Source organism: Pseudoduganella flava, from assembly GCF_007830495.1.
Lineage (GTDB): Bacteria > Pseudomonadota > Gammaproteobacteria > Burkholderiales > Burkholderiaceae_D > Rugamonas > Rugamonas flava.
The window spans coordinates 303,974-330,883 of sequence record NZ_VLKW01000007.1 but is presented as its reverse complement, the minus strand read 5'-3'; the positions used below and the strand labels follow the sequence as shown (position 1 = coordinate 330,883).

The window sequence follows — 26,910 nt, the reverse complement described above, 5'->3', positions numbered from 1 at the left end:
GGGCTGAACCCGGCCGTATGGGCGCCCACAGGATGGATACATACGGTAACATCCGTTAATTGCAAGCTCGCGTAAGCTTCCCCGACTTGGCCCGGCAATTCCGGTTTGTGCACAGAAAACGGTTTATCTTGTTCCAGTTCAGCCATACCCACGGTCCCGACGAAGTCTGCCCCACCTGCGGCCAGCCGCTGCCGCCCGGTGGCTATACTCCCCGGTATGGCGACGACAAGCCGAATCGCACCGGCATCGCCATTGCCGTCGGCCTGCACCTGCTGATCCTGGCGCTGATCCTGTTCAATCCGCAGACCTTCATCAAGCTCAAGCCGCCTGCGAAGGAGGGCGAGATGGTGTGGATCGCGCCAACGTCGCCGACGCCCACGCCGCCGAAAAAGCAGCCGACGCCGGATAAGCCGACGCCGCAAAAGCAACCGAAAGTCGCCCAAGCCAAGCCGCGTCCGGCACCGCAGCCGCGCACGAATCCGAACGCGATCACCGAGCCGCGCAAGCGGGAAACCTATACGCCCCCGGTGAAAGCGGACATGACGCCACCTCCGCCGGACGTGACCGACATGTCGCAGATGGTCGAGGCGGCACGCCGCCGCCGCGGCGCCGTCGAATCGCCGCCAGCCGACTCGGCCGAGAGCGAGGATGCGAAGGCCAAGGCCCGCGCGGTCGCCAACATCATGGGCGCCCAGGGCCGCAACGCGGCCGGCGAGCGGGAAGACTCGGGTGGTATCTTCGATGTGCAGAACCAGACCTTCAACAGCGCCGACCTGAAATTCCGCGGCTGGAACACGAACTTCAAGCGCCGCTGGCTGACGCAGGTGCACGTGGAACTGGGTGGCGAGATCGACATCGAGAACGCCATCGTGACGAAGATGATCGAGTTGATCCGCAAGGAAAAGCCGGGCGATTTCGAATGGGAATCGCACCGGCTCGGAAGGGTCGTGAAACTGTCGGCCCGCAGGGAGGATGAGGCGGAGCTGCGCGCGTTCCTGATCAAGGAAATGTTCCCGCGCTACGTCCGCCCGGCGGGACGTTAAATCGTTTTCCGCTGCGGGGCCTCGGTGGCCTCGCCAATCCAGTACAGCAGCGCCGCGGCCGGCATCGCCATGCCCGCCATCAGTGCGGCATGCCAGCCGTGGCGGGCATAGACCCAGCCGCCCAGTGCCGAGCCGATGGCGCCGCCGGCAAAGAACATCGCAAAGTACAGGCCGTTCAGGCGGCTGCGGACGTGCTCACCCAGCGTGAAGATCGCGCGCTGGCCCAGCACCAGGTTGGCGGCCACTCCCATGTCCAGCACGATCGAGGCCACGACGAGGATCGCCAGCGCCACGTTGCGCGAGCCGGGCGCCAGCAGCGGCAGCGCGAAACCGATGATGCCAAGCCCCAGCGCCGCCGCGGTGGCAGCCGTGCTGTGACCGGCATCGGCGAGGCGGCCAGCAACCGGCGAGGCGACGGCGCCCGCCATGCCGACCAGCGCGAAGATCGCGATACCCGTCTGCGACAGGTGGAACAGCGGGCCGGCCAGCACCTGCGGCACGACGGTCCAGAACAGGCTGAACGAACCAAACAGGCCGGCGTGGTAGGCGGCGCGGCGGCGCAGCACGGGCGTCGTCTTGAACAAGGTCCACAGCGAACCGATCAGCTTCGGATAACTGGTTCCGGCTTGTGGTTGGCGGACGGGCAGCTTCAGCCGCAGCACCAGCGCGACCACGGCCATGATGACGGCGGCACCCGCGAACACCGTGTGCCAGTTCGTCCGGTCGGCGATCAGGCTGGCGGCAGGTCGCGCCAGCATGATGCCCAGCAGTACGCCACTGACGACCTTGCCGACCGTGTGTCCCCGTTTCGTTTCATGCGACAGGTGGGCGGCGAACGGCACGAGGACTTGCGCGGCCACCGAGCCGAGGCCGATGGCCAGCGCCGCTGCGAGGAAGACCCAGGCGGTGGTCGCGAAGGCGGCCGCCAGCAGCGCAAGCGTGGTGGCGGCGAGCGCGGTGACGATCAGGCGGCGATTTTCCAGCAGGTCGCCCAGCGGCACGATGAACAGCAGGCCCAGCGTATAACCGATCTGCGTCAGCGTGACGACGAGCCCGGCGGCATCGGCCGACAACCCCGTCGCCGCCGCGATCGGGCCGACCAGGGTCTGGGCATAGTAGAGATTGGCGACGATGAGCCCGGCGGCCGTGGCCAGCAGCAGCACCATCGATGGTGCGATGTGTTCGTTGGAAGTTTTCATGGCTTGTTCCCGGTAAATGAACGGAACAGTCTACGCAGCGCCCGGCGGGAATTCCCCCGCCGGTGGCATCGCGCCGCACAGGCTGTTTGGATGGGAAAAGTGTACGGAACGAACGGGAGAAGATAATCTACCAATAATCCACCTATACTTTTCACATCATGTGAACAATGAAGGCGGAAATGGACAAGCTCAGGGCCATGCAGGTGTTCGTACGGATTGTCGAGGCCAACAGTTTTACCAAGGCGGCCGAAACGCTGGGGCTGCCCCGGGCAGCGCTGACGGCCACGATCAAGAACCTGGAAGCGTATCTGGGCACGACCTTGCTGCAGAGGACGACGCGTCGGCTTGCGCTGACGCCGGACGGCGCCGACTATCACGCGCAGTGCGTGCAGATACTCGAAGCGGTCGAGGCATCGGAGCGGACGTTCCGCGGCCCGGCAGCCGCCAAGCCGCGCGGCACGCTCCGCATCGATTTGCCGGAAGCCCTGGGCCGTCATGCGGTACTGCCCCATCTGGCCGGCTTCGCCGACGCCTGGCCGGAGCTGGCGCTGACGCTGAGCTTTTCGGACCGCGTCGTCGACCTGACGCAGGAAGGCATCGACTGCGCGCTGCGCGTGGGCGAGCTGCAGGATTCGTCGCTGGTGGGCCGGCAGATCGGCAGCATGCGCTTCGCCACGTGCGCGTCGCCCGCCTACCTGGCGCGGCACGGCACGCCGCAAACGATCGACGCGCTGCGCGCCCACCAGGGCATCACGCACTTCTCGGGCCGCACGGGGCGGCCGTTCGATTGGGACTTCGTCGTCGACGGCAAGCTCGTCAAGCTATCGGTGAATGGCCGCGTGGCCGTCAACAACGCCGACGCGAACGTCGCCTGCGCGCTGCAAGGCCTGGGCATCACGCAGGCCGCGCTGTACCAGGTGCGCGGGCACCTCGAGCGAGGCGAACTGGTCGCGCTGCTGGAACACACGCCACCGGCGCCGATGCCCGTCTCGCTGCTGTACCCGCAAGGCCGGATGGCCGCACCGAAGCTGCGCGTGTTCGCGCAATGGGTGACGGAGCTGCTGGCGCGCGAACCGGACCTACGCCTGAACAATATTTCCTGAATTCGGGGACTGTCCCTCAAAACAGGAAATATTTCCAGATTTGAGGGACAGTCCCTCGTTGTTTTACAACCAGCTCAGCAATGAGATGCGGCGATCGCGAGGCGGGCCGCCAGAGTGAGAGCGCGCTGACGTGGCCCGGCGCAGGTGCCAAAAACGCCACAGGGGACTGTCCCTTGTTTCAGGAAATATTTCCAAAAACGAGGGACAGTCCCCTGTTGTTTTGCGACCAGCTCAGCTATGGAGGCTTACAGGCCCTTCAGCTTGCGGGCGATGTCCAGTGCGAAGTAGGTGAGCACGCCGTCGGCGCCGGCGCGCTTGAAGGACAGCATTGCTTCCATCATCACTTTGTCGTGATCGAGCCAGCCGTTCTGGGCGGCGGCCTTGATCATCGCGTATTCGCCGCTGACCTGGTAGGCGAACGTCGGTACCTTGAACTCGTCCTTCACGCGGCGGACGATGTCCAGGTACGGCATGCCCGGCTTGACCATCACCATGTCGGCGCCTTCCTGCAGGTCGCCGGCCACTTCGCGCAGGGCCTCGTCGCTGTTGGCGGGGTCCATCTGGTACTGGTTCTTGTCGCCCTTGCCCAGGTTCTTCGCGGAGCCGACGGCGTCGCGGAACGGGCCATAGAACGCTGACGCGTATTTCGCCGAGTACGCCATGATGCGCGTGTGGATGTGGTTCTTTTCTTCCAGCGCCTGGCGGATCGCGCCGATGCGGCCATCCATCATGTCGGACGGGGCGACGACGTCCACGCCCGCGTCGGCCTGCGCCAGCGCCTGGCGCACCAGCATGTCGGTCGTGACGTCGTTGATGACGTAGCCGTTGTCGTCGATCAGGCCGTCCTGCCCGTGGCTCGTGTAAGGGTCCAGGGCGACATCGGTCAGAATGCCTAGGTCCGGATAGTTCTTTTTCAGTTCGCGCACGGCGCGCGGCACCAAACCTTCAGGATTTGTTGCCTCGACGCCATCGGGCGTCTTCAGTTTTGCGTCGATGACGGGGAACAGCGCCAGCACCGGAATCCCCAGGTTCACGCACTCCTCGGCGACCTTCATCAAGACGTCGACGGACACCCGTTCGACGCCCGGCATCGACAGCACCGGCTCGCGCTGGTTGGTGCCATCGAGGATGAATACCGGGTAGATCAGGTCCGCCGCCGTGACGACGTTCTCGCGCATCAGCGCGCGGGAAAACGGGTCGCGGCGCATGCGGCGCATGCGCATCGCGGGGAACTGGGCGGAGAAGTGGGGGCTGTGCATCGCGGTCTTCCTGTCAGGGTTGTTCGGGGGCGGGGGCGTCGTCGTTCAGGCCGGCCAGTTCTTCGATCTTCGCGGTCGCCTCGTCGATGCCGATGCGCTTCAGTGCGGAGAACAGTTGCACGGTGAACGGGAAGCCCTCGCCGTCTTCGTCGACATAGCTGTCCAGCTTGGCCTGGGCCTGGCGCAGCGTGTTGATGGACTCGTTGAGGTTGAGCTTGTCGGCCTTCGTCAGGATGCAGTGGATCGGCTTGCCGGTGGGGGCGAACCATTCCAGCATCTGGATGTCGAGGTCGGTGAACGGCCGGCGCGCATCCATCATCAGCACGAGCGCGGCCAGCTGGTCACGGCGCTGCACGTAGTCGCCCAGCAGGCGTTGCCAGTGCAGTTTCGCGTCGCCGGATACCTCGGCGTAGCCGTAGCCCGGCAGGTCGGCGATCAGGCAGCGGATCTCGTCGACATTGGTCGGGTCGTGCCGGTGCATCGCCACGTGGGCGCCGCCGATCGAGAAGAAATTGATGTGCTGTGTGCGGCCCGGCGTCTTCGACGCGAACGCCAATCCTTTCTGGTTGCACAGGATGTTAATGGCGGTCGATTTGCCGGCGTTGGACCGTCCGGCAAACGCGATTTCGGGCACCGTCGTTCGGGGTAGATCTCTCAGGTGATTGACGGTCGTGAAGAAGCGTGCTTGCCAGAGTTTGGACATAAAATTGCAACGAATACAGGCAGTTATGCCGGGAAGCTATTGTACAATAAGGAGTTCTCAGCCGTGATTCGTCCTCTTTTTGCTGCGGTAGAAGCTGGAACTGCGCGGACCAAAAATAGCCAACAAATAGCCAACATTTTTTTGACTCGTTTCGATAGGGAGTCTGAATGAACCGTCTGTTCTCACCAGTTGTAAGCTCGATGTTCCTTGCCTTGATGGCATTCTCCGGCGCGACGTATTCGGCGGAAGCGCCGAAGGCGGCCAAGGTCGATCCCGCGAAGGGCAGCACGCTGTACGCCGACGGCGACAACGCGCGCGGCCTGCCTGCTTGCGTGTCGTGCCACGGTGCCGCCGGCAATTCGACGATCACGGCCAATCCGAAGCTGGCCGGCCAGCCGCAGGAATATCTGTACAAGCAATTGGTGGACTTCACGAAGCCGGAACGCGCCAATCCGGTGATGACGACCTTCGCGAAGATGCTGTCGGACGAAGAGAAACGCAACGTCGCCGCCTATCTGGCCACGCAATCGAGCAAGCCGGGTGCCGCGAAGAACCGCGAGACGATCGACCTGGGCAAGAAGATCTACCGCGGCGGCATCGCCGAGAAGAACGTGCCGGCCTGCGCGAGCTGCCACGGCCCGGCCGGCGCCGGCAACCCGGCGAAATACCCGCGCATCGGCGGCCAGCACCAGGATTACACGATCGCCCAGCTGGGGGCGTTCAAGGCCAATGGCCGCAAGAACAGCCCGGAAATGACGACGATCGCGCAGCGCCTGTCCGACGATGAAATGAAGGCCGTCGCCGACTACGTTGCCGGCCTGAAATGAACCCGCGCCGCAGGGCGCGATAAAACACGATGATGGAAAATGAAAAAGGCGGCACCGTATCCGGGCTGCCTTTTTCTTTTTTGTTAGACTGCCTGCGGCCTCACTACCCCGAACCAGATCTCGCATGAGCATTACGACCACAGGCATCCGTCTCCAAACCCGCCGGCCGGCACTGAACGAAGCGTTCGAACTGCTTTCCTCGATGCGCTTCGCGATCGCGATCCTCGTGATGATCGCGATCTCCGCCGTCATCGGCACCGTCATGCAGCAGAACCAGCCGATGCCGAACTACGTCAACCAGTTCGGCCCGTTCTGGTTCGAGGTGTTCGACAAGCTCTCCCTGTACGCCGTCTACTCGGCCTGGTGGTTCCTCGTGATGATGGGCTTCCTCGTCGTGTCGACGTCGCTGTGCATCGTGCGCAATACGCCGAAGATGTTGAAGGACATGAAGAGCTGGCGCGAGAACGTGCGCGAACGCTCGCTGCGCAACTTCCATCACAAGGCGGAATGGCAGTCGCCGCTTGCCAGCGATGCGCTGGCGGCGCAGATGGCGCAGCGCCTGGTGCATGCGGGCTACCAGGCCAAGGTCGTCGAGAAGGAAGGCGGCACGCTCGTTACCGCGAAGCGGGGCGCGGCCAACAAGTTCGGCTATATCTTCGCGCACAGCGCCATCGTCGTCATCTGCATCGGCGGCATGCTCGATTCGGACCTGCCGATCCGCCTGCAGGAATGGGTGCTGGGCAAGGAGCCCTTTTCCGGCAACGGCCTGATCTCGGAAATCCCGGCCAAGCACCGCCTCGGCCTGTCGAACCCCACGTTCCGCGCCAACAGCATGATCCCGGAAGGGCAGGCCAGCGGCACGGCCGTGATCCCCCGCGCGGACGGCGTGTTGATCCAGGAGCTGCCGTTCACGATCGAGCTGAAGAAATTCAATATCGACTTCTACAGCACCGGCATGCCGAAGCTGTTCGCCAGCGACGTCGTGGTGCGCGACAACGCCACCGGCGAAACGAAGGCCGCCACGATCGAAGTCAACAAGCCGCTGATCTGGCAGGGCGTGGCGATCTACCAATCGAGTTTCGAGGACGGCGGCAGCAAGCTGAAACTGACTGGCTTCCCGATGCAGGGCTCCGGCAACCAGCGTTTCGAGATCGCGGGCGAGGTGGGCGGCTCGACGAAGCTGGACGACGCGCACACGATCGAATGGGCCGACTTCCGGCCGTTCAATGTGGAGAACACTGCGAACCAGGATCCGCGCGCCGTGAAGAAGGGCGAGCCGGTGGCGGACGGCTTCGCGCAAGGCCTCGGCAAGCACCTGGGGTCGGCCGCGAAGAACGCCAACAACAAGGACTTGAAGAACGTCGGCCCCAGCGTGCAGTACAAGCTGCGCGACAAGACGGGCCAGGCGCGCGAATACCAGAACTACATGCAGCCGGTGCTGCTGGAAGGCGCGCAGGTGTTCCTGTCCGGCGTGCGCGCGAACCCGGGCGACCCGTTCAGCTACCTGCGCATCCCGGCCGACGACGAGCACAGTGTGCGCGACTGGATGCGCCTGCGCGCGGCGCTGCACGACCCGGCGCTGCGCCAGCGCGCGGCAAGCTCGTATGCGCAGCGGATGTCGCCGAAGGGCTCGACGGTGCAATCGCAGCTGGCGCTGTCGGCCGCGAAGAGCCTGGAGATCTTCGCGGGCGACCAGCAGGCGGGCGGCTACATGGCCGTCAGCCGCTTCCTCGAGAAGGTGCCGGCGCAGGAACAGGAGAAGGCCGCGGACATCTTCATGAAGATCCTGAACGGCACGCTGTGGGAGCTGTGGCAGGCGGCACGTGCGCAGGACGGCTTGGCGCCGGCGGCGGTCGACGAAGCGCATGCCCGCTGGCTGCAGCTGGCGATGAACGCGCTGTCGGACAGCTTCTTCTACGGCGCCCCGGTCTACCTGCAGCTGGACGAGTTCACGCAGGTGAAGGCTTCCGTGTTCCAGGTGACGCGCTCGCCGGGCAAGGCCGTCGTCTACTTCGGCTGCCTGCTGCTGGTGCTGGGCGTGTTCGCGATGTTCTACATCCGCGAGCGCAGGCTGTGGGTATGGATCCGCCAGGAAGAGGGCGGCGCGCATGCGCTGATGGCGATGAGCACGCAGCGCCGCACGCTCGACTTTGACAAGGAATTCAACGAATTGAAGGAAAAGCTGCCGCAACCGGCGTAAGCTGTCGAAAACGGCTGGAGATCATCATGGACATCACGCAAAACCAAACCTATGCCGCGGCCCCGGGCTACTTCCGCCGGCTGTCCGCGTTCGACTGGGTGTTCGCGCTGGCGCTGCTGGCCGGCGCCCTGTTCGCGCTGAACCGCTACGGCGCCTACATGGACATCTACGAGAAGGCGATCCTCGTGCTGTCGGCACCCACGTTCGCGGCGCTGGGCTGGCACTGGAAGCCGGTGCGCTGGCTGATGCCGACCATCGCCGTGTTGGCGCTGGCCGCGATCGCGCTGTACGACGGCAACCTGGAAGCGGCGAACACGCGCTTCTGGCTGCGCTACATGCTGTCGTCGCAATCGGCGATCCTGTGGATGAGCGTGTTGTTCTTCCTGTCCACGCTGTTCTACCTGATCGGCCTGGCGGCCCGCGTGCCGGCGGCGCAGGACGGTGTAAAGGGCGCGGTCCATTCCCCGGCCGGCGGCGCGATCGGCTCGCGGCTGTGCTGGGCCGCCGTGCTGCTGGGCTGGACAGGCATGATGGTGCGCTGGTACGAGTCCTACCTGATCGGCACGGACGTCGGCCACATCCCGATCTCGAACCTGTACGAAGTGTTCATCCTGTTCTCGCTGATCACGGCGATGTTCTACCTGTACTACGAAGAGCGCTACGCGACGCGCCAGCTGGGCCCGTTCGTGCTGCTCGTGATCTCGGCCGCCGTCGGCTTCCTGCTGTGGTACACCGTGTCGCGCGACGCGTCCGACATCCAGCCGCTGGTGCCCGCGCTGCAAAGCTGGTGGATGAAGATCCACGTGCCGGCGAACTTCATCGGCTACGGCACGTTCGCGCTGGCCGCGATGGTCGCCGCCGCCTACCTGCTGAAGTCGCACGGCTACCTCGCCGACCGGCTGCCGTCGCTGGAACTGCTCGACGACGTGATGTACAAGGCGATTTCCGCCGGCTTCGCATTCTTCACGATCGCCACGATCCTGGGCGCGCTGTGGGCCGCCGAGGCCTGGGGCGGGTACTGGTCGTGGGACCCGAAGGAGACGTGGGCGTTGATCGTCTGGCTGAACTACGCGGCGTGGCTGCACATGCGGCTGATGACGGGCCTGCGCGGCCGTCCGGCCGCCTGGTGGGCGCTGGTCGGCCTGCTGGTGACGACGTTTGCCTTCCTCGGCGTGAACATGTTCCTGTCCGGCTTGCATTCCTACGGCAAGCTCTGATTACAGAGTTGTAATCTTCCAGTCATCTGCGTGTTATCCGGTTTGGTGTAAGGTTCTCCTGACCTTACCCAATCCGGAGCTGACATGCTGATCAAACGTTCCCCCAACGGTATCGACCTGCCGTTCCCTTCCGAAATCACGCCGCGCCATGTGTTCGAGTCGCGCCGCGACTTCATCCGGCAGATGGCCGTGGGCTCGATCGCCAGTGGCGCGCTGCTCGAGATGCTGTCGCGCGAGGCATTCGCCCAGGGCGCAGGCGCGAAGCTGCCGGCCAAGCTGAATCCTGCGTATTCGGCGCTGGACAAGCAGACGTCCCAGAAGGACGCCACGCACTACAACAACTTCTACGAGTTCGGCACGGACAAGAGCGACCCGGCCGAGAACGCGCACACGCTGCGCACCCGGCCGTGGACGGTGGCGATCGAGGGCGAGGTGAAGAAACCGATGACGCTCGACATCGACAGCCTGCTGAAGCTCGCGCCGCTGGAAGAGCGCGTGTACCGGCTGCGCTGCGTGGAAGGCTGGTCGATGGTGATCCCGTGGGTCGGCTACTCGTTCGCGGAAATCATCAAGCGGGTGGAACCGACCGGCAACGCGAAATATGTCGAGTTCACGACCTTGGCCGACCGCAAGCAGATGCCGGGTGTCGGCACCCGCGTGCTGGACTGGCCGTATGTCGAAGGCTTGCGCATCGACGAGGCGAACCATCCGCTGGCGCTGCTGACCCTGGGCATGTACGGCGACGTGCTGCCGAACCAGAACGGCGCGCCGGTGCGCATCGTGGTGCCGTGGAAGTACGGCTTCAAGTCCGCCAAGTCGATCGTGAAGATCCGCTTCACGCGCGACATGCCGCGCACCGCGTGGAACCGCGCAGCGCCCAGCGAGTACGGCTTCTATTCGAACGTCAACCCGGAAGTGGATCACCCGCGCTGGTCGCAGGCGTCCGAGCGACGCATCGGCGAGGACTCGTTCCTGTCGCGCAAGCGCAAGACCCTGATGTTCAACGGCTACAACGACGTCGCGTCGCTGTACGCCGGCATGGACCTGAAGAAGTGGTTCTGATGAATCCGACCGCCAAGCAGGTCAGTGCGATCAAGGCGGCCGTGTTCGTGCTGGCGTTGCTGCCGTTCGCCAAGCTCGTTTACCTGGTGCTGACCGATGCCCTCGTCGAACCGCTGCAATACATCACGCGCGCCACCGGTGACTGGACCTTGTACTTCCTGTGCATCACGCTGCTGGTGACGCCGCTGCGCCGCCTGGCGAAGTGGAACTGGCTGCTGAAGCTGCGCCGCATGCTGGGGCTGTACGCATTCTTCTACGGCGCGCTGCACTTCACCACGTTCCTGTGGTTCGACCACTTCTTCGACGTGGCGGAGATGCTGAAGGACGTGGGCAAGCGGCCGTTCATCCTCGTCGGCTTCGTCGCGTTCGTGCTGTTGATCCCGCTGGCCGTGACGAGCACGAACGGCATGGTCAAACGGCTGGGCGGCAAGAACTGGATGTGGCTGCACCGGCTGGTGTACGTGATCGCGCCGCTGGGCGTGCTGCACTTCTGGTGGATGAAGGCCGCCAAGAACGATCTCGCGCAGCCGCTGCTGTTCAGCTTTATCGTTGGGCTGTTGCTCTTGATGAGGGTTTGGTGGGCAAGGAGCCGGCGAAGCCCGGAGATAACCAACGGCAGAGGCCGGGGTCAGACCCGGCGGGTCTGACCCCAGGGTTTGCTTTTGGGGTGACGGCGGCCCTGTCGGCGCCTTACTTGATCACCGACTCGAGCACAAACAGCTCTTCCGGCTTTTCGCGCCGGCGCACCAGGTGCACCTGGTTGCCGTCGACGATCACCTCGGCGGCGCGGCCGCGCGTGTTGTAGTTCGACGCCATCGTCATGCCGTACGCGCCGGCCGCCTTCATCACGAGCAGGTCGCCCGCTTCGGCGGGCAGTTCGCGGTCGCGAGCCAGCCAGTCGCCCGATTCGCAGATCGGCCCGACCACGTCGAACACGGCGCCGCCGGCCTTGCCCTGCACGACAGGCTGCATGTCCATCCATGCCTGGTACAGCGCCGGGCGGGCCATGTCGTTCATCGCCGCGTCGACGATGCAGAAGTTCTTTTCCTCGCCGTGCTTGATGAATTCGACCTTCGTCAGCAGCACGCCGGTGTTGCCGACGATCGAGCGGCCCGGTTCGAAGATCACCTTGATGGCCTTGCCGCCATGTTTTTCGGCGCGCCATGCCTCGACGCGGCGGAACACGCGGCCGACATAATCGCCGGCCGGGGCTGGCGCGTTGTCGCCAGCCACGCCGTAGTCGATGCCAAGGCCGCCGCCGATATCCAGGTGGTGCAGGTGGATGCCTTCCGCCGCCAGCGCGTCGATCAGCTCGATCAGGCGGTCCAGCGCATCGAGCAGCGGCTGGTCGTCCAGCAGCTGCGAGCCGATGTGGCAGTCGATGCCGGCGACCTCCAGGTGCGGCAGCTGCGCGGCCTGGCGGTACGTGTCCAGCGCGTCGGAAAACGCCACGCCGAACTTGCTGGCCTTCAGGCCCGTGGCGATGTACGGATGGGTTTTCGGGTCGACGTTCGGGTTCACGCGCAGCGATACTCTAGCCTTCTTGCCCATCGCGCCGGCCACCTCGTTCAGGCGGTGCAGTTCGGGGATCGACTCGACGTTGAAGCACAGGATGTCGTGCCCGAGCGCCAGGCGCATCTCTTCCACGCTCTTGCCGACGCCGGAGAAGATCACCTTCTTCGGATCGCCGCCGGCGGCGATCACGCGCAGCAGTTCGCCGCCTGACACGATGTCGAAGCCGGCGCCGCGGCGTGCCAGCAGGTCCAGGATCGCCAGGTTCGAGTTGGCCTTCATCGCATAGCACACGAGGGCATCGCGGCCCGCGCACGCATTCGCGTACGCGTCGAAGTTCTCGAGCAGCTGGGCTTTCGAATACACGTACGTGGGCGTGCCGAACTGTTCGGCGATCGCGGGCAGCGCAACGCCTTCGGCGTGCAGCACGCCGTCTTGGTAGTGGAAGTGGGACATGTTCGAAATGCGGTGGTTACTGTTGGGATGCGGGAGGAGTCGACGGCACCGGGGCTGTCGCGGGCGCCACGCCTGGCTTGCCGACCTGCGCATCCGGCTTGGCCGGTGGCTTCGGCAGGTACAGGGGGCCGGTCTGGCCGCATGCCGCGAGCAGCGCGGCAATCAAGGGAAGCGCTAAGGTGGACTTCACGATTAGAATCTCGTTATGACAGAACCTATGGAGTGTAGCATGACCGAAACCGAATTCCTGGACCTGGCCGACAGCACGCTGAATGCGATCGAAGCCGCGCTGGACCGCCTGAACGACGACAACCGCGTCGACGTCGAATGCAGCCGCAACGGCAACGTGCTGGAGATCGAGTTCCTGCACAACGGTTCCAAAGTGATCGTCAACAGCCAGGCCGCGATGCAGGAACTGTGGGTGGCGGCGCGCTCCGGCGGCTTCCATTACCGCCGCGTGGACGGCAAGTGGGTCGACACGCGCGACGGCACGGAGCTGTTCACCGCGCTGTCCGCGATCGTCACGGAGCAGGGCGGCGCGCCCGTCGTGATCAGCGAATAAGGCAGGCCGGCGGCTCAGCCGAGCCGGTTGTCCGCGATGTGGTAGTGCGGGTCTTCGAACGCGTTGACCTCCACCATGCCCTTGGCCTTGTCGAGGATCTCCAGGCAGTCGGGCGATAGATGGCGCAGGTGCAGCGTCTTGCCGGCCTGCTGGTAGCGGGCCGCCAGCGCGTCGATCGCTTCCACGGCCGAGTGATCGACCACTTTCGCGTCGCGGAACTCGATCACCACGTGCTCCGGGTCGCCCTTCGGGTCGAACAGCGCCATGAAGCTTGCCGTCGAGGCGAAGAACAGCGATCCCTTCAGCGTGTAGACCTTCCAGCCGTTCGCGTCGGTCGTCACGGTCGCGCGGATCTCCTTTGCGTGCTGCCATGCGAACACCAGCGCGGCAAACACGACGCCGGCCAGCACGGCCACCGCCAAATCCGTCAGCACGGTAATCACGGTGACGCCCACCACGATCACGGCATCCTGCCGCGGGATCTTGCGCAGCGCCTGCAGGCTGCCCCACGCGAAGGTTTTCTCGCACACGACGAACATCAGGCCCACCAGCGCGGCCAGCGGAATCGTCTCGATCCAGCGCGACAGCAGCACGATGAAGCCCAGCAGGAAGATGGCGGCCGTGATGCCGGAAATGCGCTGCCGGGCACCGTTGTTAATGTTGATCATGCTCTGGCCGACCAGTGCGCAACCGCCCATCGACGCGAAGAAGCCGCTTAGCACGTTCGCCAGGCCCTGTGCCATGCTTTCGCGGTTCGGTCGGCCGCGCGTATCGGTGATGGCGTCGATCAGGTTCAACGTCAGCAGGGTTTCGATCAGGCCGATCGCGGCCAGGATCAGCGAGTAGGGCAGCACGATACGGAGCGTTTCCAACGTCACCGGCACATCCGGCACGTGGAACGACGGCAGGCCGCCGGCGATCGTGCCCATGTCGCCCACCGTCTTCGTGTCGATGCCCAGCGCCGCCACCAGGCCGGATACGGCGAGGATGGCCGCCAGCGAGGCCGGTATCGCTTTCGTCAGCCGCGGCAGCACGTAGATGATCGCCATCGTCAGCACCACCAGCCCGAGCATCGTCCACAGCGCCATGCCGCGCAGCCACTGCCCGTGCATCTTGAAGTGGCCGAACTGGGCGATGAAGACGACGATCGCCAGGCCGTTGACGAAGCCCAGCATTACCGGGTGGGGCACCATGCGGATGAACTTGCCCAGCCTGAAAGCGGCGAACAGCAGCTGGAACACGCCCATCAGCACGACGGCGGCAAACAGGTATTCGGCCCCGTGCGTGACGACAAGGCTCGTCATCACCACGGCCAGCGCGCCGGCGGCGCCGCAGATCATGCCGGGCCGTCCGCCCAGCGCGGACGTGACGAGGCATACGATGAAGGCCGCGTACAGGCCTGTCAGCGGGCTGACCTGGGCCAGCAGCGCGAAGGCGATCGCCTCCGGCACGAGTGCCAGCGAGACGGTGATGCCGGACAGGACATCGGTGCGCAATTGCGCGGTTGTTACATCTGACATGATCGGCTCACAAAAAAAATCGGGGACGTACCGCCGCGGCGATACGTCCCCGGTGCTGCTTCAATTTAGAACAGTTCGTTCTTCACCGCGTCGCGCGCCTTTTCCTCTTCCGGCGTGCCGCGCGTTGCGCCTTCCAGGCTTTCGACGCCGACGCCCGGCGGGTTTTCGGCGTAGTAGTAGTCGCCGTTCGCCATGATGATGCCGTCGGGGACGGGGCGCTCCTCGATCGGGATGTTCTTCAGCGCCTTCTGCATGTAGTTGATCCAGATCGGCAGCGCCAGGCCGCCGCCCGTTTCGCGGTTGCCCAGGTTCTTCGGCTGGTCGTAGCCGATCCAGGCGATGCCGACAAGCTTGGCCTGGTAGCCGGCGAACCACGCATCGACGGAGTCGTTCGTCGTACCGGTCTTGCCGGCCAGGTCGGGGCGCTTCAGGATCTGTTGCGCTTTCGCGGCCGTGCCGTAGCGCGCCACGTCGCGCAGCATCGAATCCATCAGGAAGGCATTGCGCTCGTCGATCACGCGGTTGCTCTCGACGCCGGCGCGGTCCGGCGCCGCCTGCGACAGCACGCGGCCGTTCGCATCCGTCACCTTCGAGATCAGGTAGGGCGTGACCTTGTAGCCGCCGTTCGCGAACACGGAATACGCGCCTGCCATCTGCAGCGGCGTCACGGCCCCGGCGCCCAGCGCGAGCGTCAGGTACGGCGGGTTCTTGTCCGCCTCGAAGCCGAAGCGGGTCGCGTATTCCTGGCCATACTTAGCGCCGATCTTGTGCAGGATGCGGATCGAAATCATGTTCTTCGACTTCGTCAGGCCGCGGCGCATCGTCATCGGACCTTCATACTTGCCGTCGTAGTTCTTCGGTTCCCATGCCTGGCCGCCCGTCTGTCCCGCGTCGAACGAGATCGGCGCATCGTTGATCACCGTAGCAGGCGACAGGCCGCGCTCCAGCGACGCCGAATAGATGAACGGCTTGAACGACGAACCCGGCTGGCGCCATGCCTGCGTCACGTGGTTGAACTTGTTGCGGTTGTAGTCGAAGCCGCCGACCATCGCGCGGATCGCGCCGTCTTCCGTGCTGGCGGCAACGAACGCCGATTCGATCTCCGGCATCTGCGTGATCAGCCAGTCTTTCTCTTCCTGCATCACGCGGATCACCGCGCCGCGGCGCACGCGGCGGTTCGGCGCGGCCTTCTCCGACAGCCAGGCCTTCGCCATCTCCAGGCCGGCGCCCGTGATCGTGATTTCCTCGCCGGACGCCGTCACGGCCGTCACCTTCGACGGCGACGCGGACAGCACCATCGCCGCGACGATGCCGTCGCTGTCCGGATGTTCGGCCAGCTCCGTCTCGATCACTTCGTCCGCTTCGGAGCGGCTCTTCGGCAGGTCGACGTAGGCTTCCGGGCCACGATACGCGTGGCGGCGTTCGTAATCCATCACGCCCTTGCGCAGTGCCAGGTAGGCGGCGTCCTGGTCGGCTTTCGTGATCGTCGTGAACACGTTCAGGCCGCGCGTGTACGTGTCTTCCTTGAACTGTTCATACACCAGCTGGCGCGCCATCTCGGCCACGTATTCGGCATGCACGCCGAATTCGCTGGAATCCGTCTTCACCTTCAGCTGTTCGTTCTTCGCCTGTTCGAACTGGGCCGGCGTGATGTAGCCCAGCTGCGCCATCCGCTGCAGGATGTACTGCTGGCGCGTCTTCGCCCGCTTCGGGTTGACGACCGGGTTGTACGCCGACGGGGCCTTCGGCAGGCCGGCCAGCATCGCCGCTTCGGCGATCGAGATGTCCTTCAGGTTCTTGCCGAAATAGATCTGCGCGGCCGACGCGAAACCGTACGCGCGCTGGCCCAGGTAGATCTGGTTCATGTAGACCTCGAGGATCTGGTCCTTCGTCAGGTTTTGCTCGATCTTCCATGCCAGCAGCGCTTCATACGCCTTGCGCTTCAGCGTCTGCTCGGAAGAGAGGAAGAAGTTGCGCGCCACCTGCTGCGTGATCGTCGACGCGCCCTGGCGCGCACCGCCCGTCGCGTTGTGCAGCGCCGCGCGCAGGATGCCCCAGTAGTCGACGCCGCCGTGCTCGTAGAAGCGATCGTCCTCGATCGCCAGCACGGCCTTCTTCATCACGTCGGGAATGTCCTTGAAGCGCACGAGGTTGCGGCGCTCTTCGCCGAATTCGCCGATCAGCACATTGTCGGCCGAGTAGATCCTGAGCGGCATCTTCGGCCGGTAATCCGTCAACGTGTCCAGCGACGGCAGGCTGGGGTAGGCCAGCGCCAGGCCGAACACGACGAGCAGCACGACGACCAGCACCAGCCCGACCAAAGAGGCCAGCGCCATCAGCAGCAGATTCTTGGAGGATTTGGCCTTGCCGGTGGAAGCGTTGTTCGGAGGAGTCATGCGGGGAATGCCTTCGTAATTTTGTGCAAGCATTATAAGCGAGCCGCCCGGCGCGACGGCGTTCCCTCAGGTGCTCCTCAGGCACGACTAAATTTCCTTGCAGAAATAGTTACGCTAGTCAACAACTGTCTTATCGGCCCGGCTACTCAGTCTGAAAACTGTGTGGTTTTCGACGCACAGCGAACGCCTGGTGCCCCCCAGAAATACCTTTACAGTTGCTCTGAGGAATTGCTAGCATCCACCTTACCGTCCTGCATTTGTAACGTAACTGACGGTTTCTAAACGGTTTTTTTCTAAATATGCAAATAGTCCCGACGCCGGCCAGCTGCCGCGCGGGATGGGGAATGCAGCGATGATGCCTGATCTGAAGACCCTGTTCGGTGGCGCCGCGCCGCCGCTCGTCGGGCTCGACATCAGCAGCTCCGGCGTGAGGCTGGTCGAGCTGACCGATGCCGGCAAGGACGGCATCCGCCTCGAGCGCTGCGCTTCCGAGCCGCTGCCGCGTGGCGCGGTGGCCGACGGCAACGTGGAAAACCTGGACCAGGTCGTGGATGCCGTGCGCCGCCTGCTGAAGAAGAGCGGCACGCGGGCACGCAACGTGGCGCTGGGCATGCCGCCCGCCGCCGTCATCACGAAGAAGATCGTGCTGCCCGCCGGCCTGTCGGAGGAGCAGCTGGAAGTGCAGGTCGAATCGGAAGCGAGCCAGTACATCCCCTTCGCGCTCGACGAGGTGAGCCTGGACTTCGACGTGATCGGCCCCGTCGCCAACTCGCAGGACGACATCGAGGTGATGCTCGCGGCCGCGCGCCGGGAGAAGGTCGAGGACCGCGTGGCCGTGGCGGAAGCGTCCGGCCTGAAGGCCTCGGTGATGGATATCGAATCGTATGCGGCGCGCGCCGCGCTGGACCGGCTGGTCGCGCAGATGCCGGGCGCCGGTGCCGGCCAGGTGGTGGCGCTGTTCCAGGTCGGCGCGACCGTCACGCAGATCTCCGTGATGCTGGACGGCGTCACCGTGTACGAGCGCGAGCAGCCGTTCGGCGGCAATTCGCTGACGCAGGACATCGTGCGGGCTTACGGCCTGTCGTTCGAGGAAGCGGAAGCGCGCAAGAAGAATGGCGACCTGCCGGCGGCCTACCAGGCCGACGTGCTGCAGCCATTCCTGGAATCGGCCGCGCTGGAAGTGACGCGCGCGATCCAGTTCTTCTTCACGTCGACGCCGTTCACGAAGATCGATCAGATCTTCCTGGCCGGCGGCAGCGCCATGTTGCCGGGGCTGCTGGACATCATCGCCAACCGCACCCGCATCTCGAGCGCCGTGATCTCGCCGTTCAAGGGCATGCAACTGGCGCCGGGCGTGCGTGAACAGCAGTTGCGTGCGGACGCGCCGGCCTATCTGGTCGCGTGCGGCCTGGCATTGAGGAGGTTCGGCTGATGGTTCGCATCAATCTGCTGCCGCACCGCGAGGAAAAGCGCCGGCTACGCAAGAAGGCCTTTGCCGCGCTGATGGTGCTGGCCGCGCTGGTCGGCGTGGGCATCGTGCTGCTCGTCGGCGGTTACAACGCCCGCGCGATCGCCGTGCAGGAACAGCGCAACAGCGTGCTGCGGACGTCGATCGCCGCGCTGGACGCGAAGATCGCCCGCATCGCCACGCTGAAACAGGAAATCGAGGCGCTGAAGGCACGCCAGCAGGCTGTCGAGGATTTGCAGGGCGACCGCAACCAGCCCGTCTACCTGCTCGACGAGCTGGCGCGGCAGACGCCGGACGGTGTCTACCTGAAGAGCTTCAAGCAGGAAGGCCAGAAGGTGAACGTGAACGGCTACGCGCAATCGCAGGAGCGCGTCTCCGAGCTGCTGCGCAACCTGTCGAGCGGCTCGCCGTGGCTGGAGCGCCCGGACCTGATCGAGGTGAAGGCGGGCGCGATCGGCCAGCCGAGGAACCAGCGCAACGTCGTCGAGTTCTCGCTGGCCGTGGCGATCAAGCGGCCCCGCGACAAGGACGACCACCGGGACAGCCCGGACAACGAAGGCGGCAAGCACCCGGCCGCGAAGGCACCCTGACATGGCAACGGACATCAAACGCATCGCGGACGGGCTGACCGACCAGTTCCGCGGCCTGAACGGCGTGCACCCCGGCCAGTGGCCGCTGGCGCCGCGCGTGCTGTGCGGGATCGGCGTCGCGCTTGGCGTCGCGGTGCTGGGTTATTTCGGCTACTGGCAGGGCCAGTTCGAGGAGCAGGAGGCGGGCGCCGCGCAGGAGCAGCGGCTGCGCGACGAATACCGGCTGAAGACGGCGCAGGCGATCAACCTGGAAGCGCTGACGGCGCAGAAGGCGCAGGTCGACCAGTACGTCGTGCGCCTCGAGAAGCAGTTGCCCAGCAAGGCCGAGATGGCGGCACTGCTGTCGGACATCAACCAGGCGGGCCTGGGCCGCGGCCTGCGCTTCGAGCTGTTCAAGCCGGGCCAGGTCGTCGCGCGCGACTACTACGCCGAGCTGCCGATCGACATCAAGGTCACGGGCAACTACCACGACCTGGGCGCCTTTGCCGGCGACATGGCGAACCTGCCGCGCATCGTCACGCTGAACAATATGGAGCTGGTGACGAACAAGGATGGCGGCCTGACGTTGAACGCCGTCGCGAAGACCTTCCGCTATCTCGACCAGGAAGAAGTGGCGGCGCAGAAGAAGGCGGCGGCCGAGAAGAAGAAGGGGGCGAAGAAATGACGAACCGGATTGCTTCCCCCCTCGCTCCCGCCCTCTTGGCGGCGCTGCTGGCCACGCAACTGGCCGGCTGCGGCGACCGCGACGAGCAGGAAGTGCGGCAGTGGATGAAGGAAGTGGACGCGACGACGCACGTGGCCGTCAAGCCGCTGCCGGAACCGAAGACGTTCGTGCCGTTCGCCTATGCGTCGGCCGGCCAGCCGGACCCGTTCAACCCGAACAAGCTGCTGACGGAGCTGGCGAAGGCACGCCCCGGCGGCGGCAGCGCGCCCGATATGGGGCGGCGGAAGGAATACCTCGAAAGCTTCCCGCTCGACACGATGAAGATGGTGGGAATGCTGAGGAAGGGCGGCACCGTGTTTGCGCTGCTGCAGATCGACCGCTCCGTGTACCAGGTGAGTACCGGGCAGCGGCTGGGCCAGAACTTTGGCCTCGTCACGGCGGTCACGGAAAACGCCGTGAACGTGAAGGAAACGGTACAGGATGCGAGCGGCGAGTGGGTCGAACGCATGTCCAGGTTGGAGCTGCAGGACAGCAAGGAGAACAAACAATGATCGCTATCGACACGATGCGCCGAACGGTTGGCCGCGCGCTGGGCCACGCCTGCGCGGCGCTGGCGCTGCTGGGCGCCGCCGCGAGTGCGCAGGCGCAGGCGGGCAATGCGATCGCATCCGTCACTGCCAACCAGCAGGGCTCGAACGTGATCGTCAAGATCGCCCTCGACCACGCTCCCGACAAGGCGCCGATCGGCTTCGCGATCACGAACCCGCCCCGCATCGCCCTCGACTTCGGCAAGACGGCGAACGCCACCGGCAAGACCACGCAGGAGATCGACCTGTCCGACCTGCGCAGCGTGAACGTGGTGCAGGCGGGTGAGCGCTCGCGCCTCGTGTTCAACCTGAAGCGCACGCTGAACTATGCGACGGCGATCGACGGCAACAACGTGATCCTGACGATCGAAGGCTCCGGCGGCACGGCCACCGCGGTCGACGCGCGCGGCCTGCCGGCAGCGAAGGCGCCGGCACCGGCCGCGGCTCCCGTGACGGCTACCGGCGCACCGTTGCTGCGCGACCTCGATTTCCGCCGCGGCAGCAATGGCGAAGGCCGCGTCGTCGTCGACCTGCCCAGCAGCCAGGTGGCGGTCGACGTGCGCCAGGGCCCGAACGGCGTGACGGTCGACTTCCTGAAGACCGGCCTGCCGCAGGCACTGCGCCGCCGGCTGGACGTGACGGACTTCGGCACGCCCGTGTCGCGCATCACGACGGCGCCGCACGGCGAGAACGTGCGCATGCAGATCGAGGCGAAGGGCCTGTGGGAGCAGAGCGTCTACCAGAGCGATACCCAGCTGGTCGTCGACGTGAAGCCGATCAAGGAAGACCCGAACAAGCTGACGCAGGGCACCCAGGGCTATCGCGGCGAGAAGGTGTCGTTCAACTTCCAGAACATCGAAGTGCGCGCGGCGCTGCAGGCGGTGGCCGACATCTCCGGCCTGAACATCGTCTCGTCCGACAGCGTGACGGGCAGCCTGACGCTGCACCTGAAGGAAGTGCCGTGGGACCAGGCGCTGGACGTGATCCTGCAGGCCAAGGGCCTGGACATGCGCAAGAACGGCAACGTGATCTGGATCGCCCCGAAGGACGAGCTGCTGACGAAGGAAAAGCTGGAACTGGAGCAGCGCGCGCAGATCGCCGACCTGGAGCCGCTGAAGTCGGAGATCTTCCAGCTGAACTACCAGAAGGCCGAGGCGTTCAAGATGGTGTTTGGCCTCGATGGCGCGAGCGATGCGAAGAACCGCATCCTGTCCAAGCGGGGCAGCGCGATCATCGAGCCGCGCACGAACCAGCTGTTCGTGACGGACATCGCGGCGAAGCTCGATGAAGTGCGCAAGCTGATCTCGAAGACGGACATCGCCACCAAGCAGGTGCTGATCGAAGCCCGCATCGTCGAAGCGAACGACGGCTTCACGCGCAACCTGGGCGCGAAGCTGGGCTTCGCCGACATGCGCGGTCTGCAGGGACAGCAGCCCGGCTGGGGCATCGGCGGCGGCCGCGGCACGCTGTCCGGCAACATGACAGGTGTCGGCCAGGTCACCGGCCAGGTCGAGATGACGGATGCGAACAACGACTTCGGCAACACGCAGTTCATCAACCTGCCGGCCGCGCCGATCAACGGCGTGGCAGCGGGCAGCCTGGCCATCAGCCTGTTCAACGCCGCCGCCAACCGCTTCCTGAACCTGGAGCTGTCGGCGCTGGAGGCGGACGGCACGGGCAAGATCATCTCGAGCCCGCGCGTCGTCACGGCCGACAAGTCGGTGGCGACGATCGAGCAGGGCCTCGAGCTGCCGTACCAGGTGGCCACCAGCAGCGGCGCGACGTCGATCGTGTTCCGCAAGGCGAACCTGCGCCTCGAGGTGGTGCCGCAGATCACGCCGGACGGCAACGTCGTCATCGACGTCGACGTCAACAAGGACAGCGTGGGCACGGAAACGCGCGCCGGCTACGCGATCGATACAAAGCACGTGAAGACGCAGGTGATGGTCGAGAACGGCGGCACCGTCGTCCTGGGCGGCATCTACCAGCAGACCGAGCGCAACACGGTCTCGAAGGTGCCGCTGCTGGGCGACGTGCCGGTGCTCGGCTACTTGTTCCGCAACACGAGCCGCACCAACGAGAAGACCGAACTGCTGGTCTTCATCACGCCGAAGATCGTGCAGGACCGGATCAGCGCGCGTTGAACCACGGTGCGGGCACCCGGCTTCCGGCCTGGGGTCCGCATCGATTCAGCCATCATCCTGCAAGTAGCCCGGCCGCACTGCTGCCGGGCTTTTCTTTTGCCGGCCATCGGCTCGGATTACAATGGTGCGATACGCACTAATCTGATCCGCGATGCAGAATGTTTTTTTGGTAGGCCTCATGGGGGCGGGCAAGACGACGATCGGCCGCCTGCTTGCCCGCAAACTGGGAATGCGCTTCGTCGATTCCGACCACGAGATCGAGACCCGCACCGGGGCCACGATCCCGTGGATCTTCGAGATCGAGGGCGAGGCGAGCTTTCGCCGCCGCGAAGCGGACGTGATCCGCGAGCTGTGCGGCCAGGAGGGCATCGTCCTGGCCACCGGCGGCGGCGCGATCCTGAACCCGGATTCGCGCGCGCTGCTGCGCGAGCGGGGCACCGTCATCTACCTGCGCGCCAGCATTCCGAGCATCCTCGCGCGCACGAGTCACGACAAGAACCGGCCGTTGCTGCAGACGGCCGATCCGCGCCGCAAGCTGGAGGAATTGATGGCGCAGCGCGAGCCGCTGTACCTGGAGATGGCGCATCTCGTCGTGGACACGGGCAGACCTAACGTACAATCGATGGTCCAGATCATCATCAACCAGCTGGACGCCCTGGCTTGCCAGGCCGCTCCGAACTGTACGACGCAGGCAGAACCTTCGATGAACGAACAAACCAATATCCTCCTGAACGTGGACCTGGGCGAGCGCAGCTATCCGATCGCCATCGGCCCCGCCGTGCTGGACGACACCGCGCTGCTGGCGCGCCATGCGGGCAGCCACAAGGTGGCGATCGTGACGAACACGACCGTCGCGCCGCTGTACCTGGAACGCCTCGCCGCGCCGCTGAAGGCCGCCGGAAAGGACGTGATCGCCATCGTGCTGGAGGACGGCGAAGAGCACAAGCACTGGGGCAGCCTGATGCGGATCTTCGACGCGCTGCTGGAAAACAAATTCGACCGCAAGAGCACCCTGATCGCGCTCGGTGGCGGCGTGATCGGCGACCTGACGGGCTATGCCGCCGCGTCGTACATGCGCGGCATCGACTTCATCCAGGTGCCGACGACGCTGCTGGCGCAGGTCGATTCCTCCGTTGGCGGCAAGACGGGCATCAACCACCCGCTGGGCAAGAACATGATCGGCGCGTTCTACCAGCCGAAAGCGGTACTGGCCGACACGTCGACGTTGCAGACGCTGCCGCAGCGCGAGCTGGCGGCCGGCCTGGCGGAGGTGATCAAGTACGGCCCGATCATCGACGAGGCATTCTTCGAGTGGACCGAGGCGCACATCGACAAGCTGGTTGCACGCGACAAGGCGACACTGGCCTACGCGATCGCGCGCTCCTGCGAGATCAAGGCGGACGTCGTGCGGCAGGACGAGCGCGAAGGCGGCCTGCGCGCGATCCTGAACTTCGGCCACACGTTCGGCCATGCGATCGAGGCGGGCATGGGCTACGGCGCCTGGCTGCATGGCGAGGCCGTCGGCTGCGGCATGGTGATGGCGGCCGACCTGTCGCACCGGCTCGGGTTCATCGACCGCGCCACGGTCGACCGGATCCGCACGCTGGTCGAGGCGGCCGGGCTGCCCGTCAAGGCGCCGGACCTGGGCGCCGAGCGCTGGCTCGAACTGATGGAAGTCGACAAGAAGAACGAAGGCGGCGCCATCAAGTTCATCCTCCTGAAACCCTTGGGCACGGCCATCGTGACGAGCGCGCCGCAAGACGCGCTGCTCGCCACGATCGCCGCCTGCGTGGAGTAAGCATGGAAGAAGCGCTCGCTCCGTATGCCGCGCATTCGGATAAAGGGCGCGGCCGCCGCTATCCCGAAACCCCGCACGCGTCGCGCAGCCAGTTCCAGCGCGACCGCGACCGCATCATCCACTCGACCGCGTTCCGCCGGCTGGAATACAAGACTCAGGTGTTCCTGAACCACGAGGGCGACCTGTTCCGCACGCGCCTGACGCACAGCCTGGAAGTGGCGCAGATCGGCCGTTCGCTGGCGCGCAACCTGCGCCTGAACGAAGACCTGGTCGAAGCGATCGCGCTGGCGCACGACCTGGGCCACACGCCGTTCGGCCACGTGGGGCAGGACGTGCTGAACGAATGCATGAAGGACCACGGCGGCTTCGAGCACAACCTGCAAAGCCTGCGCGTTGTCGACCACCTCGAAGAGCAGTACGGCGCCTTCGACGGCCTGAACCTGATGTTCGAGACGCGCGAAGGCATCCTGAAGCACTGCTCGGTGACGAACGCGCGCCAGCTGGGCGAAGTGGCGCAGCGCTTCCTCGACAAGACCCAGCCGTCGCTGGAAGCGCAGCTGACGAACCTGGCGGACGAGATCGCGTACAACAGCCACGACATCGACGACGGCCTGCGTTCCGGCCTGATCACGATCGACCAGCTGGAACAGGTCGATTTCTTCGGCCGGCTGTGGCACGAGGTGCAGACGGCGTTCCCGGGCCTGACGGGGCGGCGCGCTATCTACGAGACGTTGCGCCGCCTGATCACGGCGCTGGCGGACGACCTGATCGTCACGTCGCTCGCCCGCATCGCCGAAGCGAATCCGGGCAGCATCGACGACGTACGCGCCGGCCCGCCGCTGATCCGCTTCTCGGACCCGATGCGCAAGGATGCGACCGAGCTGAAGCGTTTCCTGCGCGAGAACCTGTACCGGCATTACAAGGTCAACCGAATGCGCCTGAAGGCCAGCCGCATGGTGCGCGAGCTGTACGAAGCGTTCACGGCCGATCCGCAGTTGCTGCCGCCCGATTACCGGGAACCTTCCGGCGATCCGACGAAGCAGGCACGCCGTATTGCCGACTACATTGCCGGCATGACGGACCGTTACGCGATCCGCGTGCACCGGCAGTTGTATTCCCTCGAAGAACTGTGAGTGACAAGTATCAAGCTGATCCGATGATCCGCTTGACCTTTGCCGTTGCGTGGACGACGATGAGTCCACGAAGACCAATGGGGGCTGCGCCATGGAAGAAGACACGCAAACCATTACGCGCAATGGCAACGGCAACGAGCGCCGTTTGGCGGCCGTCGAGCGCGACGTTGCCGTGATCCGCTCGAACTATGCCACCAAGGAAGACCTCGTGAAGCTGGAATCGAAGGTGCAGGATCGCTTGTCGCGCCTCGATAACAACCTGTCCGAGATGGAAAACCGGCTGATCCGGTGGTTCTTCGCCACCACGGTGTCGCTGGCCGCTGTCGCGTTCAGCGCCGGCAAGTTCCTGTAAAACGCCGCGTTAGAACATCCGCCCCTGCGCATCCGTTCCCAGCAATTCCAGCAGCAGTTTCTTCACTGGCGCCGGCAACGCCGCGTCCGCGATCTTCCCCGTATCGAGCCACAGGTAGCGTCCATCGGCCGCCAGCGGCGCGCGTTGCGCCAGCGTTGCGAGCACCGGCACGATCTGCAGCCGGTAATGCGTGAAGACGTGCGTGACCACGTTCAGCCGCTCGCGCGATTCGGGCACGCCTAACGGCAGCAGCGCGCGGGCGACGGCTTCGTCGTCGAGCTCCGGGACATCGTCTTCCGTCATCGCCACGTGGCCGGCCACTTCCGGCAGCGACAGCAGGCCGCCCCAGATCCCGGCCGCGGGGCGCTGTTCCAGCAGCACCTGGCCGCCGTGCACCACCACCAGCAGCACCGCGTGCTTTTCCGGCGTCGCCTTCCTTGGTTTACGCACCGGCAGCTCCTTGACCCGATCGGTGGCATGCGCCACGCAGCGCGGCTGCATCGGGCAGCGCGTGCAATCCGGGCTGCTGCGCGTGCACAGCGTGGCGCCCATGTCCATCAGCCCCTGCGTGTAGGCTTCGATGTCCGCGGCCGGCAGCAGCGCCTCGGCGCGGCGCCACATCGCCTCCTCGGTCTTGCGCTCGCCGGGATAGGTGTCGATGCCGAACACGCGGGCGAACACGCGCTTGACGTTGCCGTCCATGATCGCCGCGCGCGTGCCGCTGGAGAACGCGGCAATCGCCGCCGCCGTCGAACGGCCGATGCCGGGCAGTTCGGCCAGCAGTACCGGGTCGGACGGGAACACGCCGCCGTATTCGGCGACGACGCGCTGCGCGCATTTGTGCAGGTTGCGCGCCCGCGTGTAATAACCGAGGCCGCTCCACTGCGCCATCACGTCCTCGACGGGCGCGGCGGCCAGGTCGTGCACGGTGGGGAAGCGCTCGAGGAAGCGCGCGTAGTAGCCCAGCACGGCGGCGACTTGCGTCTGCTGCAGCATGATCTCGGAGAGCCAGATGCGGTAGGCGTCGCGGGTGTTCTGCCAGGGCAGCGTATGCCGTCCATGCTGGCGCTGCCAGGCGATCAGGGTGGCGGAAAAAGCGGGGTCTTCCAATCGTT

General features: G+C 65.3%; 24 protein-coding genes. 16 read left to right on the top strand and 8 right to left on the bottom strand.

What is annotated here, in order from left to right:
- The first annotated feature begins 128 nt into the window (after positions 1–128).
- Positions 129–1,043, top strand: a complete 915-nt coding sequence (locus IP92_RS19330) for a hypothetical protein (RefSeq protein ID WP_145878039.1) — start codon at positions 129–131, stop codon at positions 1,041–1,043.
- Here IP92_RS19330 and IP92_RS19325 read toward each other — a convergent pair.
- On the bottom strand, positions 1,040–2,242 hold the full coding sequence (locus IP92_RS19325) for an MFS transporter (protein ID WP_229418858.1): 1,203 nt from the start codon (positions 2,240–2,242) through the stop codon (positions 1,040–1,042). The two genes, IP92_RS19330 and IP92_RS19325, sit on opposite strands and share 4 nt — an antisense overlap.
- Before the next feature lie 179 nt (positions 2,243–2,421).
- On the opposite strand from IP92_RS19325, the gene IP92_RS19320 reads away from it, so the two are divergent.
- Complete coding sequence (locus tag IP92_RS19320; protein WP_145878038.1) at positions 2,422–3,345, top strand: LysR family transcriptional regulator; 924 nt, start codon at positions 2,422–2,424, stop codon at positions 3,343–3,345.
- 245 nt (positions 3,346–3,590) lie between these two features.
- On the opposite strand, the gene hemB is transcribed toward IP92_RS19320, so the two are convergent.
- Together hemB and yihA are read right to left on the bottom strand one after the other, a co-directional pair.
- The gene (gene hemB, locus IP92_RS19315; RefSeq protein WP_145878035.1) at positions 3,591–4,604 is read right to left on the bottom strand and encodes a porphobilinogen synthase; all 1,014 of its coding nucleotides are present in this window, start codon (positions 4,602–4,604) and stop codon (positions 3,591–3,593) included.
- A gap of 13 nt (positions 4,605–4,617) precedes the next feature.
- Positions 4,618–5,307 (bottom strand): ribosome biogenesis GTP-binding protein YihA/YsxC, encoded by a 690-nt coding sequence (yihA, locus tag IP92_RS19310; protein WP_145878033.1) that lies wholly within the window; start codon positions 5,305–5,307, stop codon positions 4,618–4,620.
- A gap of 167 nt (positions 5,308–5,474) precedes the next feature.
- Between yihA and IP92_RS19305 the strand changes: the two genes are divergently transcribed.
- From IP92_RS19305 to msrQ, 5 genes are all read left to right on the top strand, one after another.
- Positions 5,475–6,134, top strand: coding sequence for a c-type cytochrome (locus IP92_RS19305; RefSeq protein WP_145878031.1), 660 nt, complete (start codon positions 5,475–5,477; stop codon positions 6,132–6,134).
- Positions 6,135–6,258: 124 nt separating this feature from the next.
- Positions 6,259–8,334, top strand: coding sequence for a cytochrome c biogenesis protein ResB (locus IP92_RS19300; RefSeq protein ID WP_145878028.1), 2,076 nt, complete (start codon positions 6,259–6,261; stop codon positions 8,332–8,334).
- 26 nt (positions 8,335–8,360) lie between these two features.
- Entirely contained in the window at positions 8,361–9,551 is a 1,191-nt protein-coding gene (ccsB, locus tag IP92_RS19295) for a c-type cytochrome biogenesis protein CcsB (RefSeq protein WP_145878026.1), read from the top strand.
- An 84-nt stretch (positions 9,552–9,635) separates the two neighbouring features.
- Entirely contained in the window at positions 9,636–10,613 is a 978-nt protein-coding gene (msrP, locus tag IP92_RS19290; RefSeq protein WP_145878024.1) for a protein-methionine-sulfoxide reductase catalytic subunit MsrP, read from the top strand.
- The gene (gene msrQ / locus IP92_RS19285; protein ID WP_145878022.1) at positions 10,613–11,260 is read left to right on the top strand and encodes a protein-methionine-sulfoxide reductase heme-binding subunit MsrQ; all 648 of its coding nucleotides are present in this window, start codon (positions 10,613–10,615) and stop codon (positions 11,258–11,260) included. Before msrP ends, msrQ begins: the two co-directional genes overlap by 1 nt.
- Before the next feature lie 43 nt (positions 11,261–11,303).
- On the opposite strand, the gene lysA is transcribed toward msrQ, so the two are convergent.
- Positions 11,304–12,581, bottom strand: a complete 1,278-nt coding sequence (gene lysA, locus IP92_RS19280; protein WP_145878020.1) for a diaminopimelate decarboxylase — start codon at positions 12,579–12,581, stop codon at positions 11,304–11,306.
- Between the two features lie 16 nt (positions 12,582–12,597).
- On the bottom strand, positions 12,598–12,771 hold the full coding sequence (gene lptM / locus IP92_RS19275; protein WP_229418857.1) for an LPS translocon maturation chaperone LptM: 174 nt from the start codon (positions 12,769–12,771) through the stop codon (positions 12,598–12,600).
- 39 nt (positions 12,772–12,810) lie between these two features.
- Between lptM and cyaY the strand changes: the two genes are divergently transcribed.
- A complete protein-coding gene (gene cyaY / locus IP92_RS19270; RefSeq protein ID WP_145878018.1) occupies positions 12,811–13,143 on the top strand; it encodes an iron donor protein CyaY in 333 nt (110 codons plus the stop codon).
- A 14-nt stretch (positions 13,144–13,157) separates the two neighbouring features.
- Here the strand turns inward: cyaY and IP92_RS19265 are convergent, their stop codons facing one another.
- Positions 13,158–14,663, bottom strand: coding sequence for a SulP family inorganic anion transporter (locus IP92_RS19265; RefSeq protein ID WP_145878016.1), 1,506 nt, complete (start codon positions 14,661–14,663; stop codon positions 13,158–13,160).
- Positions 14,664–14,728: 65 nt separating this feature from the next.
- Positions 14,729–16,999, bottom strand: coding sequence for a penicillin-binding protein 1A (locus tag IP92_RS19260; RefSeq protein ID WP_371860947.1), 2,271 nt, complete (start codon positions 16,997–16,999; stop codon positions 14,729–14,731).
- 415 nt (positions 17,000–17,414) lie between these two features.
- Between IP92_RS19260 and IP92_RS19255 the strand changes: the two genes are divergently transcribed.
- The 8 genes from IP92_RS19255 to IP92_RS19220 all read left to right on the top strand — a co-directional run bounded on the left by IP92_RS19255 (position 17,415) and on the right by IP92_RS19220 (position 25,795).
- A complete protein-coding gene (locus IP92_RS19255) occupies positions 17,415–18,491 on the top strand; it encodes a pilus assembly protein PilM (RefSeq protein ID WP_145878169.1) in 1,077 nt (358 codons plus the stop codon).
- Positions 18,491–19,117, top strand: a complete 627-nt coding sequence (locus IP92_RS19250; RefSeq protein WP_145878012.1) for a PilN domain-containing protein — start codon at positions 18,491–18,493, stop codon at positions 19,115–19,117. Before IP92_RS19255 ends, IP92_RS19250 begins: the two co-directional genes overlap by 1 nt.
- A 1-nt stretch (position 19,118) precedes the next feature.
- Positions 19,119–19,781 carry a type IV pilus inner membrane component PilO gene (locus tag IP92_RS19245; RefSeq protein WP_145878010.1) on the top strand — a complete coding sequence of 221 codons (663 nt, stop codon included), beginning with the start codon at positions 19,119–19,121 and terminating at the stop codon, positions 19,779–19,781.
- On the top strand, positions 19,778–20,332 hold the full coding sequence (locus IP92_RS19240; RefSeq protein WP_145878008.1) for a pilus assembly protein PilP: 555 nt from the start codon (positions 19,778–19,780) through the stop codon (positions 20,330–20,332). The genes IP92_RS19245 and IP92_RS19240 overlap by 4 nt, the downstream gene beginning before the upstream one ends.
- Complete coding sequence (locus IP92_RS19235; RefSeq protein ID WP_145878006.1) at positions 20,329–22,512, top strand: type IV pilus secretin PilQ; 2,184 nt, start codon at positions 20,329–20,331, stop codon at positions 22,510–22,512. The genes IP92_RS19240 and IP92_RS19235 overlap by 4 nt, the downstream gene beginning before the upstream one ends.
- A gap of 178 nt (positions 22,513–22,690) precedes the next feature.
- Positions 22,691–24,310: a bifunctional shikimate kinase/3-dehydroquinate synthase AroKB gene (gene aroKB / locus IP92_RS19230; RefSeq protein WP_308807595.1), complete on the top strand. Its 1,620-nt coding sequence runs from the start codon at positions 22,691–22,693 to the stop codon at positions 24,308–24,310.
- A gap of 2 nt (positions 24,311–24,312) precedes the next feature.
- Positions 24,313–25,443, top strand: a complete 1,131-nt coding sequence (locus IP92_RS19225) for a deoxyguanosinetriphosphate triphosphohydrolase (protein ID WP_145878002.1) — start codon at positions 24,313–24,315, stop codon at positions 25,441–25,443.
- Between the two features lie 91 nt (positions 25,444–25,534).
- The gene (locus tag IP92_RS19220; protein ID WP_145878000.1) at positions 25,535–25,795 is read left to right on the top strand and encodes a hypothetical protein; all 261 of its coding nucleotides are present in this window, start codon (positions 25,535–25,537) and stop codon (positions 25,793–25,795) included.
- 9 nt (positions 25,796–25,804) lie between these two features.
- On the opposite strand, the gene mutY is transcribed toward IP92_RS19220, so the two are convergent.
- Positions 25,805–26,905 (bottom strand): A/G-specific adenine glycosylase, encoded by a 1,101-nt coding sequence (mutY, locus tag IP92_RS19215; RefSeq protein ID WP_229418856.1) that lies wholly within the window; start codon positions 26,903–26,905, stop codon positions 25,805–25,807.
- Positions 26,906–26,910 lie beyond the last annotated feature (5 nt).